General features: G+C 49.2%; 16 protein-coding genes. 9 read left to right on the top strand and 7 right to left on the bottom strand.

What is annotated here, in order from left to right; translation table 11 throughout:
- Positions 1-86 precede the first annotated feature (86 nt).
- Both BN1234_RS11335 and BN1234_RS11330 read right to left on the bottom strand, forming a co-directional pair.
- Positions 87-2807, bottom strand: a complete 2721-nt coding sequence (locus BN1234_RS11335) for a glycoside hydrolase family 2 protein (protein ID WP_170308028.1) — start codon at positions 2805-2807, stop codon at positions 87-89.
- 288 nt (positions 2808-3095) lie between these two features.
- A complete protein-coding gene (locus BN1234_RS11330) occupies positions 3096-4001 on the bottom strand; it encodes an ArsR/SmtB family transcription factor (RefSeq protein ID WP_306455060.1) in 906 nt (301 codons plus the stop codon).
- 283 nt (positions 4002-4284) lie between these two features.
- On the opposite strand from BN1234_RS11330, the gene BN1234_RS11325 reads away from it, so the two are divergent.
- Positions 4285-5265, top strand: a complete 981-nt coding sequence (locus BN1234_RS11325) for an Ldh family oxidoreductase (protein ID WP_054956773.1) — start codon at positions 4285-4287, stop codon at positions 5263-5265.
- 103 nt (positions 5266-5368) lie between these two features.
- Here BN1234_RS11325 and BN1234_RS11320 read toward each other — a convergent pair whose 3' ends face one another.
- Entirely contained in the window at positions 5369-6178 is an 810-nt protein-coding gene (locus tag BN1234_RS11320; RefSeq protein ID WP_054956772.1) for a nucleotidyltransferase domain-containing protein, read from the bottom strand.
- 214 nt (positions 6179-6392) lie between these two features.
- Here BN1234_RS11320 and BN1234_RS11315 point away from each other — a divergent pair, with 214 nt between their 5' ends.
- Complete coding sequence (locus BN1234_RS11315; RefSeq protein ID WP_054956771.1) at positions 6393-7775, top strand: WG repeat-containing protein; 1383 nt, start codon at positions 6393-6395, stop codon at positions 7773-7775.
- Positions 7776-8055: 280 nt separating this feature from the next.
- The gene (locus BN1234_RS11310; RefSeq protein ID WP_082423168.1) at positions 8056-8871 is read left to right on the top strand and encodes an AraC family transcriptional regulator; all 816 of its coding nucleotides are present in this window, start codon (positions 8056-8058) and stop codon (positions 8869-8871) included.
- Between the two features lie 93 nt (positions 8872-8964).
- On the opposite strand, the gene BN1234_RS11305 is transcribed toward BN1234_RS11310, so the two are convergent.
- The 3 genes from BN1234_RS11305 to BN1234_RS11295 form a co-directional block, all read right to left on the bottom strand.
- Positions 8965-9546: a histidine phosphatase family protein gene (locus BN1234_RS11305; RefSeq protein WP_054956769.1), complete on the bottom strand. Its 582-nt coding sequence runs from the start codon at positions 9544-9546 to the stop codon at positions 8965-8967.
- 56 nt (positions 9547-9602) lie between these two features.
- Positions 9603-11015 (bottom strand): MBL fold metallo-hydrolase, encoded by a 1413-nt coding sequence (locus tag BN1234_RS11300; RefSeq protein WP_054956768.1) that lies wholly within the window; start codon positions 11013-11015, stop codon positions 9603-9605.
- Positions 11016-11097: 82 nt separating this feature from the next.
- On the bottom strand, positions 11098-12504 hold the full coding sequence (locus tag BN1234_RS11295; protein ID WP_054956767.1) for an FAD-dependent oxidoreductase: 1407 nt from the start codon (positions 12502-12504) through the stop codon (positions 11098-11100).
- A 280-nt stretch (positions 12505-12784) separates the two neighbouring features.
- Here BN1234_RS11295 and BN1234_RS11290 point away from each other — a divergent pair, with 280 nt between their 5' ends.
- The 6 genes from BN1234_RS11290 (at position 12785) to BN1234_RS11270 (ending at position 18964) form a co-directional block, all read left to right on the top strand.
- Complete coding sequence (locus BN1234_RS11290; protein WP_054956766.1) at positions 12785-14404, top strand: extracellular solute-binding protein; 1620 nt, start codon at positions 12785-12787, stop codon at positions 14402-14404.
- 75 nt (positions 14405-14479) lie between these two features.
- On the top strand, positions 14480-15445 hold the full coding sequence (locus tag BN1234_RS11285; protein WP_054956765.1) for an ABC transporter permease: 966 nt from the start codon (positions 14480-14482) through the stop codon (positions 15443-15445).
- A gap of 29 nt (positions 15446-15474) precedes the next feature.
- On the top strand, positions 15475-16383 hold the full coding sequence (locus tag BN1234_RS11280; protein WP_054956800.1) for a carbohydrate ABC transporter permease: 909 nt from the start codon (positions 15475-15477) through the stop codon (positions 16381-16383).
- A 140-nt stretch (positions 16384-16523) separates the two neighbouring features.
- Positions 16524-16766 carry a 4Fe-4S cluster-binding domain-containing protein gene (locus BN1234_RS22755; protein WP_245640153.1) on the top strand — a complete coding sequence of 81 codons (243 nt, stop codon included), beginning with the start codon at positions 16524-16526 and terminating at the stop codon, positions 16764-16766.
- A 33-nt stretch (positions 16767-16799) separates the two neighbouring features.
- Entirely contained in the window at positions 16800-17228 is a 429-nt protein-coding gene (locus BN1234_RS22750; protein ID WP_370733907.1) for a radical SAM protein, read from the top strand.
- Between the two features lie 179 nt (positions 17229-17407).
- Positions 17408-18964: a flavocytochrome c gene (locus BN1234_RS11270; protein ID WP_054956764.1), complete on the top strand. Its 1557-nt coding sequence runs from the start codon at positions 17408-17410 to the stop codon at positions 18962-18964.
- Between the two features lie 314 nt (positions 18965-19278).
- On the opposite strand, the gene BN1234_RS23195 is transcribed toward BN1234_RS11270, so the two are convergent.
- Positions 19279-19386: a DUF8617 domain-containing protein gene (locus BN1234_RS23195; protein ID WP_503121320.1), complete on the bottom strand. Its 108-nt coding sequence runs from the start codon at positions 19384-19386 to the stop codon at positions 19279-19281.
- Positions 19387-19574: the final 188 nt, after the last annotated feature.

Below are 19574 nucleotides of genomic sequence, written 5' to 3'. Positions count from 1 at the left end.
ACAGACTAAACACTTGTAAAAGGGTCTAAGTCTATGGGTACCTTTTTATACTTGTTTCAGCATATCCAGACGCTTGTTGGTATAACTTACTGCTTCCGGCATTTCCCGAGCAGAGTGTTTACGATTTGTGTAGCAATCGGGTGCTTGCCGTAGTTGTCCTTCAGCTTCCAGGTCGTCAGCGTCAGGCTGCCGCCCGCACTGCGCTGCACGAGCAGCGAGCTTCCGGCCTGGCCGAGCCAGCCCTGGAAGTAGCCAGAGATGATTTCGCTCGTTTCGGTAATATTCTCGTTGCCGAACATATAGACGACGCGACCGATCGTGCCGCCGAGCTTGTTGTAATTGCTTAGCGGGATGACATAGTCGGGATACAATCCCTCCATCTCCCAGCCCATCTCATGTTGAAGCGGAACGCCCTCGAAATAAGCCGGATCCACGTAGTTGAACGAAGAGGTACGGTCCCAGCTTTCGCCCTGCACAAGCTCGCGGAAGGTGAACTGTTCCTTCTGGGACAACCTGTCCCCTTCTTCCGCCAGGAAAATGACATGTCCGCCTCCACGGTAATATTCCATAACCGCTTCATCCAGCACGGAGGTGATGACCACCTCAGCATCCATCAGCGTATCCGTCAGCACCATTCCGCCATCGCTCAGACGGGACCCAAATTCCTTGCTCATAAGATAAGGGTTAACTCTCACCGCTTGTGCTGTCTCTATCTGAACAGGCGGCGATATTGTCAGCTCTTCCTCGTTCACCGCATTCCGTCCGCCTTCCAGCTCCAGACTGAGCTTAAGCGTATAGAAGGAGGCTTCCGGTACATCCGGTGCTTCAAACGAAATGGCGTTCTCCAAACGGAGCAGCGCTTCCTCTCCTGCCTTCACCTTCAGGGTTCCGGCAGCCTCTGTGCCTTCGATACTCCAGCTCAATACACCCTGAAGCGGCACGAGGTCATGATTGGAGATAACGATGTCCCAGGATTCCTGCTGCCCGCTCCACAGATTGTGCGATATCCGGTCTGCCATCACAATCAGTCCGCCATTAAAATCTGCAGCGCGATCCATGCCCAGCTTCAGCTGACGTGTATAGTCGAGCCAGCCGTTCGTTTCCCATTCCACATCTGTAAATTCCGTCACGACATAACCGTTGATACCAGGATGCTTGCGCATTTCCTCGATCAGCGCTTTCACAGCCCGGTGCATCCGTTTCTGGGAATGAACCGACAGGTTCTCCATATCGCCAAATATGCGGTCCAGCTGGTATTTTTCAAATTTCGCTTCAGCATTCAGCGGATTTTTAAAATCCTCACGGTGTGTATCATCCCCTACATTTCCGAACCAGGATGGTTCACCGCCGTAGAATTCTTTCAGTTTCTTCACGCTCGGCAAGCCCCATACTCCGAACTCCGAGACGATGATCGGTTCACCTTTTGGCACGTAGCCCTTCACATAGTTGGCTTCAGGTGTACCAGCCATATATTCTTCAATGTCTGACTTCCACTCATCATGCTGCTCCGGAACCACATAATACCGGTGATAATCGTTGATATCCGTCTTCACATGAATCCAGCCCGAGTTATCACAGATCAGTCTCGTCGGATCGAGCACCTTGATGGCATCATACATTGCCATGACATGCTCCTGCTTCTCCTTATCGTTTGCCAAATCCCACTCCAGTCCCCATTCCTCATTATAGAGGGACCAGATCAGGATGGACGGACGATTGAAGTCGCGAATAATCATGCCCAGCAGTTCATCATAGAAACGCCGGCGGCTCTGGGCGGACCATTTGACCACATTCGGCGGCTCAGCCCAAATCAGCATGCCCATTCGGTCTGCCCAATACAGATAGCGCGGAATTTCCACCTTGATGTGCTTGCGCAAAAGATTAAATCCCATCTGCTTGGCCAGCCGGATTTCATTCCGGATCCATTCGTCCGATGGCGCAGCATAGATCGTATCGGGATAATATGCCTGATCAAGCGCTCCTCTCACAAACAGCGGCTTGTGATTCAGATAAAGCTGACCGTCTGAAAACTCGACCGATCGCATGCCAAAATAAGTCTCGTATTCATCAACCACATCCCCGCCGGCTGTTTTCAACAGTCTAACGCGCAGATCATACAAGTGTGGCTGCTCCGGAGTCCACCACACGGCATCCGGCAGCTCAACATTTTGCATAATTCTTACGTCCGATGCAGGCACCAGTACCTTGGCAACGACTTGCTCAGTTTGAAGATGATTGGTCACGGACAGCTCCAGGATGCTTCCCCCTGCAGGTGCCTCCGACAGCTGCATCCGCACCGCCGCGATCCCTTCATCGATATAAGGATGGACATGCGCATATTGAATAAAGCAGGAGCTGCGTGATTCCAGATATACGTCCTGCCAGATACCGCTGATCCGGGTATACCAGCTCCCCTGCTTGCCGATTGGAATTTCTGCATTGTCCTGCGGATCGTACACACGCACCGTCAGACGGTTCTCGCCTTCAAGGTTGACCGCCTGAGTCACATCGAAATCAAAAGGAGTAAAGCCGCCTTCATGCTCTCCGATAAACTGGCCGTTCAGCCATACCCGGGCCTGAAAATCAACAGCGCCGAAACATAGGTAAATCTGCCCTTCACCGGAAAAATCTGCGGCTCTAAAAGATTTCTCATACCAGGCTGTGCCGCAATAATGCACATACTCCGCTTCTCTCTGCCAGATATGAGGTACCGTTACGCTCTCAGTCCCCTGCAGTTCTCTACTGAACCACGCTTCCCGTTCTCCTTCGCCTTTGCGGTCCGCCGCAAAGCCCCAAACTCCGTTCAAACACAGTTTCTCCCTCATTGTTCTCCCCCCGTTACTGTATTCATGTCATGGATGCTGTAGTGTTATCATGTAGAAGCGCTTTCATATTAGATTTCATTTATACGTTACAGTCATTAAATTCACAGTCATTGTAACATCATTTATTGTTTTATTTCAATATAACTCGTTATAAAAATTATAAGCATACCCATAATTAGCTGCTCCCTCTCGTTATTACTGCAAAAAAAAAGAAAAACCTTCGAGTTTTTCTTTTTTCCTAATGCTATTTATTAAGTTGTGATAAAATACCTAATCCCCATACCTCAGATTCATAATAATCCCCTGTCTGTAATTCCCGAACCCCTTCCCGAACAGGTTGAGCCCCCCGGCGTTATATGCATCGTTCTTAACACCGATTCTCAGAGATATAAACGGCTTGTCCTGCAGATTGATATCTCTCACTGTTACATCTGAAAATCTCGTGCCGTCCAGAAAAGTGCCCTTTTCATTGATTTTCCAATGCTTAAGAAGCCCGTACTGGGTAAAATGGATTGTCCACCATTCCGGAGTGTTAAACCCCCGCTGACCGCCAAAGTCTCCTGGAGATGTCCATGTACCGATCTCGATATCGTTAACCCATAATGTTATATCTGACGGCCAATCCAGCTTATGATAAGGCGCTTCCGAGCAGATTTCCATGCTAAATTCAACCTCGGCGGCATTTTTTCCGTAAGGAATACGGTTTGGGTACCGGTATTCCACATAGCCCAGACGGAAATAGAGCAGCTCGGCCTCTCTTCGGCCCGGCTCATAGAATGCCCGCGGATCGTCCTGCATGCCTATATAGTCAGTTTCACCGACAAGGCCGCAGCTTGGCTCCGCCTGGCAGTCGACATACTCACCGATAGGCATATCGATAGTGATGACATTCTTCTCTTTATCCGTTGATTCCGTAAACAAATCAATAATGATCCGGTCATATATTTTCGTGTTCACCTTTTGCGTTCCGCGTCCGGGAACAAGCTCTGTTGTGATCAGGCAGGCGTCCTCTAAACGCTTCACATGCACCGCTGTCGTTGAAAACGGAAGCCCCAGCTTCTCCGACAGCTCGTTCACATTATGCGGTCCCGTGCTAAGAATTTTCAGAATATTCATGCGGTGCTCACTCGCGATCACCTTGCCGATTTCCACCGCTTCGTCCATCCCTAACTGCAATACTTTGATGGTATCCACCCCCGGGCTTTATTACAATAAATGTTGTAATAATAAATATAGCATATCTGCATTCTGCAAGCCAAGGCGAAGGGCTTCTAAAGATTAATGAAATATATCCATTCAATCTCCAGGCAAGAGAAGGCGCTTCTCCTCATATACTCGTTAAGTATAAATTTTTGTCGGTAAAACATTACTGCGTCTCCATAAATTACTTTCAACTACCGTCAAATAGGGTAATGGAAATATCGAGAGGACAATGATCCAATAAGGAGGGTTTACAACTATGAATATCGTATCCGATAACAGCACTCCAGTGATGCCAGAAACCCTTAAAAGCTTAATAGCCACAATCGGCCGCGAGGCCGGCATGCCGGGCAGCAAAGCTGATTTTCTCGCCGACCTGCTGGTTCGAAATGATCTCCGGGGCGTGTTCAGCCATGGTTCCAAGCAGATTGCAGATTATGCCCGGCTGATGCGCGACGGCTTCATCAATCCTGACCCCGAGATTCAGCTTTCGGACGAGACGCCATCCGTTATTCTTGCAGACGGAGATGGAGGGCTCGGTTATTTTCCATGTTACCGGGCCGTAGAAGAGCTGGCAGATCGTTGCAGCAAGCAAGGTGTCGCAGCCGCCGTTACCCGGAATCACGGTCATATCGGTGCAGCCGGCATCTATTCCCGGCTGCTCGCCGAGAAAGGCTTTATCGCTTATGTCACCTCAGGCCACCAGCTGAATTTGTCGCCGGAGGATTCGATTATGAAAGCGGCAGGCGGATCCCCCATGTCCTTTGCGGTGCCGGCCGGCAGCAAAGCCCCGATGATCCTTGACTTCGGAGCGGTGCATGACCTTTCCCTCGACTCCCCGCATGGCGAAGAATTGTTCCGCATGGCGCCGGGCGTAGTCTTCCGCGGTATGGGACTCGGCTTTATGTGCCAGGCGCTTGGCGGTTTTCTCGCCGGTGTTCCTCTGGATGCCCGGGAAGCGCAGCGGAAATATAACGGGGCTAACCAGGGCTCTCTCATCATCGCCCTGGATGTTGGACGCTTTATAGATCCGGAGGCATTCCGCAAGCAGATGGAATCGTATATGGACTTCACGGCTCAAATGCGCCCGATGCCGGGGCATGACGAAGCGACTCTCCCCGGCGTCCTGGAAGCCCGCCGTGAGGTAGAATGGGCAAAGTCCGGCATCCCTGTCAGCCAGGAAACTGCCGAGCTTCTCAGGGACGTAGCTGAGGAATTCGGTGTGGAGATGCCCTTTTAACCTCTTTAAACATCCATAAAAAAAGACCGGAGCTTAAGCAGCAAAACTGCTTGTGTCTCCGGTCTTCTTTTCTTTCTGGACAACGGTGCAGCGGGCGTTGGTGTCATTCATCTAATTCCAGGCCCCACACTTCCTCCAGAGCCGACCGGAACAGATCATTCAGATGCTGATCCAGCCCTTTCCCGCCCGCTGCCGTTTTCGTAGTCGAGGCGATTTGCGCATAATATGCCATTTTCTCCTCCACAAAATCATTCAGCAGACTTAGACGGGGCTCGTAGCCCAGCTCATCGCCTGCTTTTTTGCGGACCAGAAGCTCTTGAATCAACGCGTTCAGCTCGCTGCCTTCAGGAATCAGATCTCCCACCAGCCGTTCAAACTCAATCGGAGGCATCGTGTCATGCTGTTCGATCCAGACGCAGGCCAGCACCGGACGGAGCACATAGAAATATTTCTTGATTTTGACCTGCTCTCCCTGAAGATAATCCCGGTAGTTCCCCTGCGCCATATGCAAATAATGATGCAGGCATGACCGGGGAGAGAAGGTTTCGGGAGCGATGCGGCGAATCTGCTCCGCCACAGAGTACTTCTCCAGGTACCTGATCGGCGACTGCAGCCATTCCAGCAGCGGAGGATTCGATTTAAGAAACAGACGGAGCGCTTTCTTCAAGTCCCAGCCGACGATGTCCAGCATGCCGCTGATCGGCCGCTCAATCACGTCCCGCTTCTCGAACAGCGACAAATACTCGCTCACCGGCCGGACATAGATAAACCTGACATCATAATCGCTGTCCCGGGAAGGAAACCCCCAGGCGCGGCTGCCCGATTCGCAGGCGTACAGAATCCGCACACCCTCCTCGCTCTCGATCCGCTCCAGCTCGGTGCGAATCGTTGTTTCCATTTGCTTATCAAGCATGGCATCCAACCTCCTTAATCAAGGTGATTATAACGTAATTTATGAATAATGAGTACGGAGAGCAGCGTTCCGGATTACCACCATACATTAAAAGCCTCTCAGTCTAAGTCATCAGACCTAATCTAACGAAACATTTTTACCAAATCTATCATAAAAACATGGTATAATTATCCTACATTTTTATAACACAATTCAACAAGAGAGGGACAAACTTATGAAGAGCAAAGCAGCAGCATCACTATCCTTGGCACTTTTATTGCTGGCGGGGTGTGGTGAGAAGGAAGCGACTGTACAGAGCACCGTAAATGAAGTAAGCACAACACAAGCAGCGGGTGAAGCAACAAAAGAAGAAGAGGCCCAGATGAGGCTCGCTGAACAAGGCTTTGAAATCGAACATCTGTATACATTTAAACATGAGGATGTTGCCTTCCTTGAACTAAACCGTGATGGCGATGATTATTACGCTATGATGAACAGCAGCTTTGATTGGGTGCTGGAACCAACCCATGAGATCAAAGACATTGAATATAATCCTTACTTCTCCCAAACAGAGTATAATCTTGTCATTTTTGAAGGAGAGAAGTCTCCAATGATTCAAGACGGGCTTATTGCATTAGCCGTTCAGGATGAGCGCCCCCGGGAAGACGATGGTCTATTATGGGGTTATATGAATACCAAAGGGGAATGGGCTATTGAGCCGCAGTTTCGCTCCGTCATTCCATTCTCTGAAGGGGTCGCTGTTGTAAAAACCATCGAAAAAGACCGTGATGATCTGCAAAACTCGCGCACCATCGCTATCGATAAAGAAGGAAACGAGCTCTTTGAAATTTCAACATATGAAGAAGGTAAAGATACTAGAGCTGCTTCTGTCAAAGTGGACAGCTTCTGGAATGGATATTTAAAAACAAGCCAAGGTGTCTACAACAAAGCCGGGCAATTATTTGATATGAATTTCATTTCGGGTTTCAACGAGACAGAAGATGGCTTATTTAAGGATTATGAAGTGATCGGCGATCAGGTTGTGACTATTTTTGACAATAAGATTAAGGTGTTTTCATTACAAGGTCAGTTAGTAAGAGAATTCCCTTATCCTCCTTCAGCAGGCGAATCAGAAGAAGAGGCTGACGACATATACTCTACTGACTTAAAGCGATATACACCTAACAGACTTGCTGAATCGAATCAATTCATCGTCGGCAGTAAAATTATGAATGTAGACGGTGAAGTTATTTTTGAAAGTGAAAGCTTCCTCATTCAAGATGAGGTTATTGTTTCGAGGGAGTATAACGAAGATGATGGAGTATGGAAATTCTATGATTTAAAGGGAACGCCCATTACAGATCCAAATATAGTTGGAATCCAATTAGAACAATCTCTATACTACAATGAACCCCACTGGGAAGAGGGCAATGAGTATTACAGATTGATTTCTACACAAGGAGAGGAGTTGATCGGCGAAGACCGTAAAGTCAGCTCTGTATCCCGAATGGGTGACCAAATTGTCCGGGCAGGCGTTACAGATCCAGCCACCTTGGATGAAATCGACGTGTTAATAAATATGGATACTTTGGAGTTCATCAAAGAGGTCGACCTATAAATCTTCTAAGAAAACGATACAAAAGACAGAGAAAAGACTGGAGCATGATTGGGGCAATCCTCAACCAGGCTCCAGTCTTTAATTTAAGGACCGTCTCATCACGACGGCCATCTAAAATATGATCTAATTCGCCTCAGTATTGTTCAAGCTCATTACATAGTATCTTAATCCCATTTAGTAGGGTAGATAGACCTATTAAACTCTTCTATGCATTGAATATTCGGCAGCAATGAATATACAATAAGACAAAATATTTCGGTGAAAAAGGACTCGATAAGGAATGAACACACCAAATTTGTGGAACCATACGCTGCGCCTGGTTTCTCACGCCTATTTTGAACGCAAGGAAAAGTTTGAAATGGATACGGACCGGTATTCCGTCTGGGTGCTGTTTGCCCTGGAAGCGGGCAAATTCTATTACCGGATCGGAGAGGAATGGGGAGAAGCGGGAGCCGGAGACCTGGTATTCTGCCCGCCGGGTTTTTCTTTTGAACGCGAGATGGTTTTGCCGCTGGCGCTTCACTATATTGGCTTTGAAATAGACCACGGGGAACAGACGGTAATGACACCGATGCTTCCGGCGTTTCTGGTACAGCCCCATGATAATAAGCGGCTTGCTTCTGATTTTGCTTATCTGAGGAATCTTCACTTCTCAACCGACACCCGCAGCCTCCTTCGCAAACAGATGATCCTGAACGACATGTGGCAGCTCGCATGCGAGGTCTGGGAAAGAGAGAACCTTCCTGATGACATGCTGCTCCTCAGCGATGTGGAAGATGCACTGATGAAACGGGCGGCGGAGTGGCTCTGTGAGAATGCATACACTCCGTTTAGTATGAGAGCGCTTTCTGATTCGCTGGGCCTCAGTCCCGTTCAGTTTACCCGAAGGTTCCGCAAATCGTTCCGTACCGCTCCTTCGGATTATGTCCGGTCCTTGCGTCTCAGCAAGGTCGGTGAGCTGCTTCTTGATACCGATATGACACTGGATCGGATTGCAACCTGCTGCGGATATGAGAACGGCTTGTACCTGAGCCGGGTATTCTCCAAAAACATGGGAATATGCCCTTCTAGATTTCGAGAGTTAAACCGGCTTTAACAAGTGTGATAACCCAACTGACACACGTAAAAACAATGAGGTGCAGCCCTCCGCAACCGATTGAAGGCATACCCTCATTGTTTATGATCCTGCTTATTCGTCCAAATGCTTAATGCAGTCGTAAAGCGAGTACTTCCAGGCCGGTCCGTCAAGTGAGATTGTCGTCAAGGACGTATTTCGCAGTTTGACGCCAGTGGACTCATCGCACATCAGTTCCTTAAGCGTCTGGCCCAGAAAATAGCCGTGAGTGACCACAAGGATTTTCTTGCCCTCAAACCGCTTCCAGATATCCTCCACAAAGCTGCGGCCGCGAGCACGCATCATCTCATCCGTCTCCTGCTTCATATCCAGCTCATGCCAGCGCTCTCCCCATCGCTGAACCCGTTCCTCTTCGATGGTATCGGCGATCAATCCGCGATCCATCTCCCGCAGACGTTCATCATAGAAGTCGACAGGCTTTCCGATCTCGGAGGCGATAATTTCCGCCGTCTCCCGAGCACGCCGAAGATCGCTGGAAATGAACACATCCCAGCTCTCTTGGGCAAGCCGCCTGGCGACCCGCGCCGCCTGAGCCCTTCCGGTTTCATTCAGCGGATTTTGCGTATGTCCCTGAGCTCTGTTCTCGATATTATGATCCGTGATGCCATGCCTGACGAATGTAATGCTTGTCGTCATTTTCTCATATTCCTCCTTCTTCTGTGATCTATCCTGGTAACCGGTGGTCATCCCTATCAGCTGTTAACGCCGCTTGCGGCTGTTTCCAGAATCGATGATACCGTGACCGTCTCCCCTTTTACCGGATCGTAGGCTTTCACACCTCTTGTGTTTTGCGACTCCGGAAACCGGCTGTGGAGTGTAATTACCGCTTTCGGCGCAATCCGTCCGATGAGATCGGACAGCGCCTCCGGATGAGCGTGTCCTCCGTTGGACAAGGCATGTCCGGTGATGCCGTACGCCTTCAGAAACTTGGCCAGGTGAGGATGTTCGATCTTGACACTGTAATCCGATTGAATGAATACCGATTTGCCCTGAAGGTCTCCGAGCGCTTCCAGTTCAATCATATGTGCCAGATCGGGAAATTTGTAAAAGTATAAATATTTCTCCTTATTCCCGGCCACTTCCTCTAAAGAAATCATCTCATAGGGCAAGTTCAAATGCGCCGGTACCGAGGCATCTATAACCTGTATTGGAATATCCAGAGCAGGGTGGCCTTCCAGACGGGTAACCCCTTCGCTAACTGCTGTATACCATATAGCCGCAAGGGAGGCCTCCATGACAATGCTTCTGCCTTTTCCTGCCGCAATCGAGATCATATCGGCCATTCGTTCCAGATCTCTCGGTGACATCTGCAGATACACCAGCCCTTCCGCTTCGCACACGATATCGGAGAAGCTCGCAAGCAGTGTTTCCTCCGTCATTTGATGAGGCACGGACGATGGATCTGCAGTCAGGCGCGTGCCTTCTGTTATCAATACATCGATCTGCTTGTCCCGGCACAGCTCGATAAAGCGGTCAATCCGCTCCGGCCGCTTGCCCTGACGTCGCCAATCCCCGGTATAAGCGATCGTGTGGGTGCCGTCATCGATAATGATGCCTGAGGCTCCCGTTGCATTATGATCCATCTCAATGATTTGTACTGTAAACTCACCGAAATCAATAATACTGAGATCATCCAGCGCAGTAATCTGAGCCTTCGTATCCAGGCTATGCCCTCCTGCAACCATGCCCTTGAACAGGGCGTGCGAATCGCGGCTCATGTATACCGGCAGATCCGGATGCGCAAACGGAAGCAGCGCCATATGATCCGTATGCATATGTCCTATGTAAAGATGGATTTGATCATAGTGAGGGAAATCGCGGCCGCCCCAAGCCCGCCGAACCGCCGCGGCATCGAGCTCTGTGATTCGGTCCGGATCGTACAGTTCCATCAGCGGGGCGGTCATGCCTCCGAGCAAAAATTGCCGCAGCTCGCGCCCCGGCGTTGCGTTCACCGGCTCGTAAAGCGTAACCTGAGTCGGAAAAAGCAGGCTGCTGTGCTCCACACCGAAATCGAATAATAACGCCTGATTTCCTTTTCCGAAGAGCACTTGAACGCCTCCGGATTTACCCGTGCCTCCAAAAAAAGTGAGTTGTCCTTCCAGCAATATAATCGCCTCCTGTATGGATGTGAGCCGAGGAAAATGACATCAGCTCCCCCCGGCTTCCTTAACTAACATGCACATCAGCCTACGTTGCACTCGCCGCAGCTACGTCTTCCAAGGAGAGAATGGCACCGTATTTCCACAGCTTTTGCCGGATGATCTGAACGTCGACATCTTCCGGAGCGAGCTGCTGCTGAACGGCCAATGCCGCGCCGATGCCCACACCCTCTCCGACCGCCATACATGTAGGCATAACACGAGAAGAACCGAATACGACAGGATCGACGCTGATACAGCGTCCGCTGAGCATCAACCGCTTGACGTCCTTGGAAATCGTTGCCCCGTATGTGATGCCGTAAGGCCCTGCCAGGGAACGGATCACCGTGGAGTCGCCCGACCCGCTGTGAATGTCGATAATGTAGGAACCAAGTGCAATGGTATCGTCCGGAATGACTCCGCCCACCGCAGCCTCCTCGCGGATCATCTGCTTGCCCAGGATGCGGCGTGTTTCACGGATGCCCAGGAATGGCGCAATAGAAGATAAGAAGATATTTTCAAAGCCCGGAACATGTTCCTTAAGCATATTCATCAGCGGCAAAACCTGAAGATGGGACTCGACTTCTCCCCGGCTCAGCTCCTCGACCTTGGTCCCGTCGAAGTTCAGAATGCGAATGCAGTTTAAAGCAATATGGCCCTCTCTAGGCAGATTGATATAAATGATCGTGTCGCGGCTGATCGGGCACTTCCCCTCTTCTCTCAGCTTGGAAACCGTGTTCTTAAGACCGACAAACACATGGTTCTCACTGGCCCGCAAGAATTCCGCCGTGTAACCGGGACGGATCTTCATGGACGAGCCGTGCTTCAGCTCCTCCGGGTGCTCTCCCAGGAAATCCATGAATCTCTCAAGATCAAAACCGCCAACGGTAAACATCAGGGTAGGCGGCTGGGTCTCTCCATTGGCATACTGCCCTTTTTCATAATCAGCACCCGCCATATAGGCAACGTCTCCGTCTCCTGTTGCATCGATGAATACATCGGCGAAAACTTCGATCTCCCGTCCCTTTCCTTTTAACAGAACGGATTTCAACTCCCCGTCTTCCACGTGGGTCCCGATAATCTCGCAGTGGAGCAGCGGCTGGACGCCGTACTTCTTGATCTTCTCGAAAATCACGATCTTCATTAAGCTCGGGTCAATGACCGTTGTCGAATTGTGCAGAGGGCACTCCCGGTGTCCGAAGGATCCGTCCAGCTCAATTAGGCGATCGACAATTTCCTGCGGCAGCCCCCGGGTAACCTGCCGTCCCTGGGCATCCAGAAAGGCCAGCAAAGGCAGACCGATAGTCATATTCCCGCCCAAAAAGCCTTGCCGGTCCACGATGATCGTCTCGGCTCCTTCCCGTGCAGCCGCAATGGCTGCTCCGACACCTCCCGCGCCGCCGCCAAGCACCAGCACCTGTGTCTTGATGATCTCTCTCTTCGAATGTCTCTCCATTTCTTCCCTTCTTTCTGAACGATGTCTTTCAACCCTGCTAGGGATGAGGTTGGTTCCCATTATACGAAGGGGAACAGGCTCTGAACATGCAGTATTCCTTCATCCGGGATGCACTTTGTTTCAGCTGAGGGAAAATTGTCAACGGGCAAAGATTTTACTGAAACAAAGTACATGTACAGGGAAAAGAACGTGCATGGACGCAAAATGGGGGACGTTGCTAACATGTATGTAAGCGCTTTTCCGAGTTAGTCCTAAACCATTCCCTAAGGAGGATCGGATTGTGAGAAATCGTATGAAACGTACAAGTACAACTGCGGCTGCCGCTTTAATGAGCGCTGCCCTGCTGCTGGCAGGCTGTGGCGGAGGCGATTCGAAAAGAGAGTCAAGTTTGGCGGGATTTAATGAGACGGGTCTGCCGATTGTGGAGAAGCCAATCAAGCTGGCCATCGCCGGCACTTACGATGAACGGACAGGAACCAACTGGAACGAGCTGGAGACCATCAAGGCTATCAATGAAGGAACCAACGTCGAGATTCAGTGGAGCCTTTCGCCCGGGACAGACTGGACAACCAAGCGCAATCTGATTATCGCGAGCGGGGACCTTCCCGATGTCCTGCTGGAGCTCAGCAGTTCGCAGGTCGTCACGGGAGGTGCGGACGGAATGTTTATTCCGCTGGAGGATCTGATTGAGAAATATGCTCCGAACCTTACGAACTTCCTGAACAAGTATCCGGAAGTCAGACAGGCGATTACGGCCCCTGATGGACATATTTACTCTCTTCCAATGGCCAACATGTCGGAGTATAAGCATGCCGACGGAAACACGCTGTGGATCAACAAGGAATGGCTGAAGAAAATCGGCATGGATATGCCAAAAACGACCGATGAGCTCAAGAAGGCACTGGAGGCCTTCAAGGAGCAGGATATGGACGGAGACGGCAATCCGAATAACGAAATCCCGATGACCGGTGTTTTCGGCGACGGGCAGTACGGGCTCGGCAACCTGTTCGGTTCCTTCAACACGCTGGATGAAACGTTCATCGTGCAGGATGACAAGGTTGTATTCGTCCGGTCGACAGAAGAATACAAGAACGCGGTCAAGTACATGCATTCGCTGTACAAGAGTGGCTTGATCGACCCCGATACGATGACGCAGAATTCAACCCAGATGTTCGCCAAAATTTCCTCCGGCCAAAAAGCGTCGGTCGGCGCCTTCTTCGCATGGAGTGCGGACCAGATTACGAACGCAGAATACCGGTGGGACTACGGTTCACCGATGATCCCGCTTAAGGGACCGGATGGACATCAGATCACTCCTCGCAACAATTTGCAGATGACGCCGGGCATGTTCGTCATCACAAAGGTCAATAAATATCCTGAGGCGACCATGCGGTGGGTGGACCGGGCGTATGATCCCGAAATGTCGATGCAGCTCCGTGAAGGTCCGAACCGCTTGAAGAAGCTGGATGACGGAACCTATGACATTATCCCGAACCCGGACAATTATACCGCCGGTGAATGGAAGGTCAAAGAGACGCCTTATAATAACTTTGTCTACGGCTTCTCCCAGGAAATGCGGGAAAAGCAGCGTCTTCCGAAAGCAGAACCCGGCGAGCTGGACCCCGACTTCGACGAGTGGTACGAGGCGCTGATTCCCTATATGAAGCCATGGGTGTTTCCGAACATCATGTTCACCGACGCCCAGTATAAGAGCATCGAGCGCTATCAGACGGATATTAAAACCTACACAAGCAAAATGGAAGCCCAGTGGATCGCTAAAGGCGGCATCGACGAAGAATGGGATAACTACCTGAACACGCTGAACAAGATGGGTCTGAAGGATTACATTCAGGTGTATCAGGACGGCTACGACACGAACAAAGCGAATTTGGCCAAATAATAACCGCCGGCTCCCAAGCATTCAGTCAAGCAAGTCGTTCTCTGACTTGCGCCACATAAAGGACGGTCGATAAACATGAACACCAAAATCGAAAGAGCGCCGCTCGCACAGATCAAACGGGAAGCCAAACCGAAGACGGCGACGCTGTGGAGGCGGATGCTTCGCAGCTGGCAGCTCTATGTTTTGCTGCTGCCGCTCATACTGTATTTCATTATATTTCAATATGCCCCGATGTACGGGCTCCAGATTGCATTTAAGGATTTCCGGGCCGTTGACGGCATATGGGGCAGTCCGTGGGTAGGCTTTGAGCATTTTGAACGTTTCTTTCAGTCTTATCAATTCTGGAACACACTGAAGAATACCCTGCTTATTAATCTGTATGAACTGGTCTTTGCATTTCCGATTGCCATCATCTTTGCTCTGATGCTGAATCAGGTCACCCGGCTACGGTTCAAGAAATGGGCGCAGACCATTACCTATGCCCCGCATTTTATCTCAACCGTTGTGCTCGTTGGTATGATGTTCATTTTCCTGAACCCCCGGACCGGGATGATCAACAATATGATCGCGTTCTTCGGCGGCGATCGGATCAATTTTTTCGGAGAAGCGGACTGGTTCAAGCCGATCTATGTCATCTCCGAGATATGGCAGACCACAGGCTGGAGCGCGATCATCTATCTGGCGGCCTTGACGGCTGTCGATCCGCAGCTTCATGAGGCCGCAATTATGGACGGAGCGAATAAACTGCAAAGGGTCCGGCACATTGACGTGCCAACGATCATGCCCGTGATTATGATTCTTCTCATCTTGAGAATGGGGCATTTCGCCTCCCTGGGCTTCTCGAAGGTGCTGCTCATGCAGAACTCCCTGAATATCGATTCCTCCGAGGTCATTCAGACGTACGTTTACAAAACGGGTCTCGTTGGAGCGCAATACAGCTATTCCGCAGCCATTGGACTATTCGATAACATCATCAACCTGATTTTGCTGCTCGCAACCAACCAGCTGGCTAAAAAAATGAAGCAGCAAACCTTGTTCTAGGAGGGACGCCTGTGGCTAAAACGGATACCATGGACCACACATCGAGAATCGCTCGTTCCCGGGCGGATAAAGTCTTTGATTTATGCAACTATACGCTGTTGTCCGTCATACTGTTGATCGTGTTATATCCCTTGTATTTCATCGTTATCTCTTCCTTCAGCGAACCGACAGCGGTCAATTCGGGGAGTGTCACCTTTTTCCCCAAGGGGTTTACGCTGGAGGGATACCGCATCATCCTGCAAAATAACGATGTCTGGAGAGGATACGCCAATACCATTCTCTATACGATACTAAATGTGGCGTTAAGCCTTGCGATTATGATTCCCGGCGGCTATGCCTTATCCCGCAAGGAACTCGTAGGCCGGAATTTCATCATGATGCTCCTCGTCTTCACCATGTTCTTCAGTGGGGGAATGATTCCTACATACATGATCGTCAAAAATCTGGGCATGATCGATACGATCTGGGCGCTGTTTGTGCCGACCGCCGCTTCGGCTTATAACGTCATCGTGGTGCGGACGTTTTTTCAGAGCTCGCTGCCGGAGGAGATGCTGGAATCTGCCAAGGTGGACGGCTGCTCCATGTTCCGCTTTTTCTTTAAAATGGCGGTGCCGCTGTCGGCTCCGATCATTGCCGTCATGGCTTTATTTACGGCGGTTTCACAGTGGAACTCCTTCTTCAGTGCGCTGATCTATCTGCAGAGCTCAGATTTGTACCCGCTCCAGCTCATTCTCCGGAGCATCCTCATCTCCAGCCAGATGTCCGCAAACGGTGCCGATGCCATCGTCGACCCGGAGTCCATCGTGGAGGCCCAGCGCTATGCGGAGCTGATCAAATATGCGCTGATCATGGTCGCGAGCGTCCCTGTTCTGGCGCTGTACCCTTTCCTGCAGCGGTTCTTCGTCAAAGGGATGATGATCGGATCCGTGAAGGGGTAAGGAAGCAGAATGGATTCAAAAAGCAAAACTGCCGCGGAATGAACCGCGGCAGTTTTTTTTATGTGATGAATTGTTTTATGATTTTAACGTAATCTGAACAGGGTGATATCGCTTGAAATAAATGGAGACGAGGGATTATTTTGTCGAGCAGCTGTATGACAAACCGTAATTCCGGAATCGGAGTTATGTGGAAGACCGTATCGGAAGACTGCAATCTGGCTTGCGACTATTGCTATTACAGTACCTGCGGGGGAAAGCCGGGACCTAAGATCAATCGGATCGAGTCCGCCGTATTGGATAAATTCATCAAAGATTACATGCAGCACAGCCAGGGCAGCGCAATCTTTGCCTGGCAAGGCGGAGAACCTTTGCTGGCCGGATAAGAGTTTTTTGAAGAGGTCATTCATTTTCAAGCCTTGTATGCTCCTCCGAATACGATCATCAGCAACTCCTTGCAGACAAACGGAACACTGATCGACGACCGCTGGGCTTCATTTTTTAAAACATATAATTTTCTAATCGGCGTCAGTTTGGATGGTCCGAAGGAGATCCATGATTCCCGCAGGGTGAATTCCGTCGGTATTGGCAGTTATAATCGCGTAATGGCTGGCATTGAGCATCTGCGTAACCATCAGGTGGATTTCAATATCCTGATGGTCATCCATAAAGGCAATGTCGGTAAAGCCAAGGAATTGATGGAATTTTACCGCCGGACTGGAGTGGGCTCCAGTTTGGCTTTTTATTTCTTGTGCAAGGGCAGAAGTATTCGGATTCGTTTCAGTCTTAGAAGAGACATGAATAATCGAATGAACTTTGGAAAGGAAATCTTGGTACAACTACTGTAAGTTATAAGGGAGCCTTAGGTGATATTTTAAGATATTGTGAAAGTATTCACAAATGAAATGATTAATGCTATACTTTCTGATGTCCAAAAGGATGAGCGAGTACCGAAACCATGTTACTTCCTTTTTTTTTCGGTTTTTTCGTTCGTTCAAGACACTAAAAAGATATTGTGGGGGTTACCATGAGAAAGAAATTATCATCAGTCCTAGTCCTCTTTCTCTCAGTAATGCTTATCATCGCAGGATGCGGCACTGGGAACAGCAGTGAGGACAACAGCAGTAACGGCACCGGTACCAGCAATGTAGCGGAGAACACGGCCAACAAGCAAGAGGAAACGGATTCGACAACGGGTGCATCCAAAGCAAGCTACACTCCGATCGATCAATTGAAGGATCAATATGATGTCATTATTGTCGGCGCCGGCGGCGCTGGAATGACAGCTGCTCTTGAAGCCAAGGCTAATGGCATGAATCCGGTTATTTTCGAGAAAATGCCGGTCGCGGGCGGTAATACATTAAAATCTTCATCAGGGATGAATGCTTCTGAAACGAAATTCCAAAAAGAACAAGGCATAAATGACAGCAATGATTCATTCTATGAAGAGACTTTAGCAGGCGGTAAAAACACTAACGATAAGGAAATGCTGCGTTTCTTCGTTGACAATTCCGCTGATGCGATTGAGTGGCTTGATTCCATCGGCATTCGATTGAACAATCTTACGATCACCGGAGGAATGAGCGAGAAGCGCACTCATCGTCCTGAGGATGGATCCGCGGTTGGACAATACCTTGTAAATGGACTTCTCAAAAATGTACAAGAACAAGAGATTCCTCTTTTCGTCAATGCTAAAGTAACAGAAATTACGCAAAAGGACGGAAAAGTAAACGGAGTTAAAGTTGTCTTCAACGAGACAGACGAGAAAAACATTACCGCTGATGCCGTTGTCGTAACAACCGGCGGATACGGCTCAAATATGGATATGATCACTGATGTCAGACCTGATCTGGAAGGCTCTGTAACAACCAACCAAGAAGGCAGCACGGGTGACGGTATCAAGATGATTGAAGCGCTTGGCGGTACGACGGTTGATATGGATCAAATTCAGGTTCACCCAACGGTACAACAGGAAAAATCCTATCTGATCGGGGAAGCCGTTCGCGGAGAAGGAGCGATCCTCATTTCCAAAGAAGGCAAACGATTTACGAACGAGCTGGATACACGCGATAAAGTGACAGCTGCAATCAATGCACTTCCTGAAAAATCAGCTACACTCATCTTTGATTCTGGTGTTAAGAGCCGTGTAAAAGCGGTTGAACAATATGAGAAAATGGGCTTTGTCATTTCAGCAGATACCATCGAAGCTTTAGCTGAGAAATTGGATGTTCCAGCAGATAATCTAAAAGCTACACTGGATACATGGAACGATCATGTGAAAAACAAAGACGATGCCGAGTTTGGTAGAACTACAGGTATTGATAACGATCTGTCCACAGCACCATACTATGCCATCAAAATCGCGCCAGGGATTCACTACACGATGGGCGGCGTAAAAATCAACACAAACACTGAAGTTCTAGATAAAAACGGCGAGCCAATTACTGGCCTTTTTGCAGCGGGTGAAGTTACAGGCGGCCTTCACGGACAAAACCGGATTGGCGGCAACTCTGTTGCAGACATCATTATCTTCGGTCGTCAAGCAGGTATTAAATCCGCTGAATTCGTAAATGCAAACAAATAGCATTTTGCAAAATGCTGAAATATCTATAGCTAATTAAACAAGCGCTTGGACTTATTAGGGTCCAAGCGCTTTTCGTTTATCCGAATGGAATTCGACAAACCGGATTAATGAAGAAATCAGAGTTTTCGATATATAGAAACCTTCATGGAAGAGATGTCGCACTTAGATTGACAATCCGTCACATACAAAAAGCTCCATACCCTACCATAATTCAAAAGTGGGAGGAGCTTTTCATACTAATCAAGTTGTTTAGGTTGTTAATGTTTGCTTTGTTGATTGTATTGTACAATCTTTTGTCCAGGTTACAAATTCCTTTATTGTTCTTCTACTATATAGACTTTACTAACTGTATTATCCTCGTTAAAAACGTAAATTCTTTCGCAGTTAATACATCTCCATACTTCTTTCTTAGGATCAGGTATTGAAAGTGTTAGATATCCCTCCTAATTAGTTACCTTCCCATCGTTTGTCCATATTTCTACTATCCCTGGAAGTCGCTTATCAGAATATGTCCCCTTAGCACGGTCAATAATATGCTGTGCTTGTTCTTTTGTAAGTCCTGCCTCTCTACCATCAATAATAACTATTTCAGCATGTTGTTTAAATCCAT

Source organism: Paenibacillus dakarensis, from assembly GCF_001373415.1.
GTDB classification, from domain to species: Bacteria; Bacillota; Bacilli; order Paenibacillales; family Paenibacillaceae; genus Paenibacillus_AQ; species Paenibacillus_AQ dakarensis.
The sequence above is the reverse complement of the archived record's forward strand: the minus strand, read 5'-3'. Positions and strand labels throughout refer to the sequence as shown.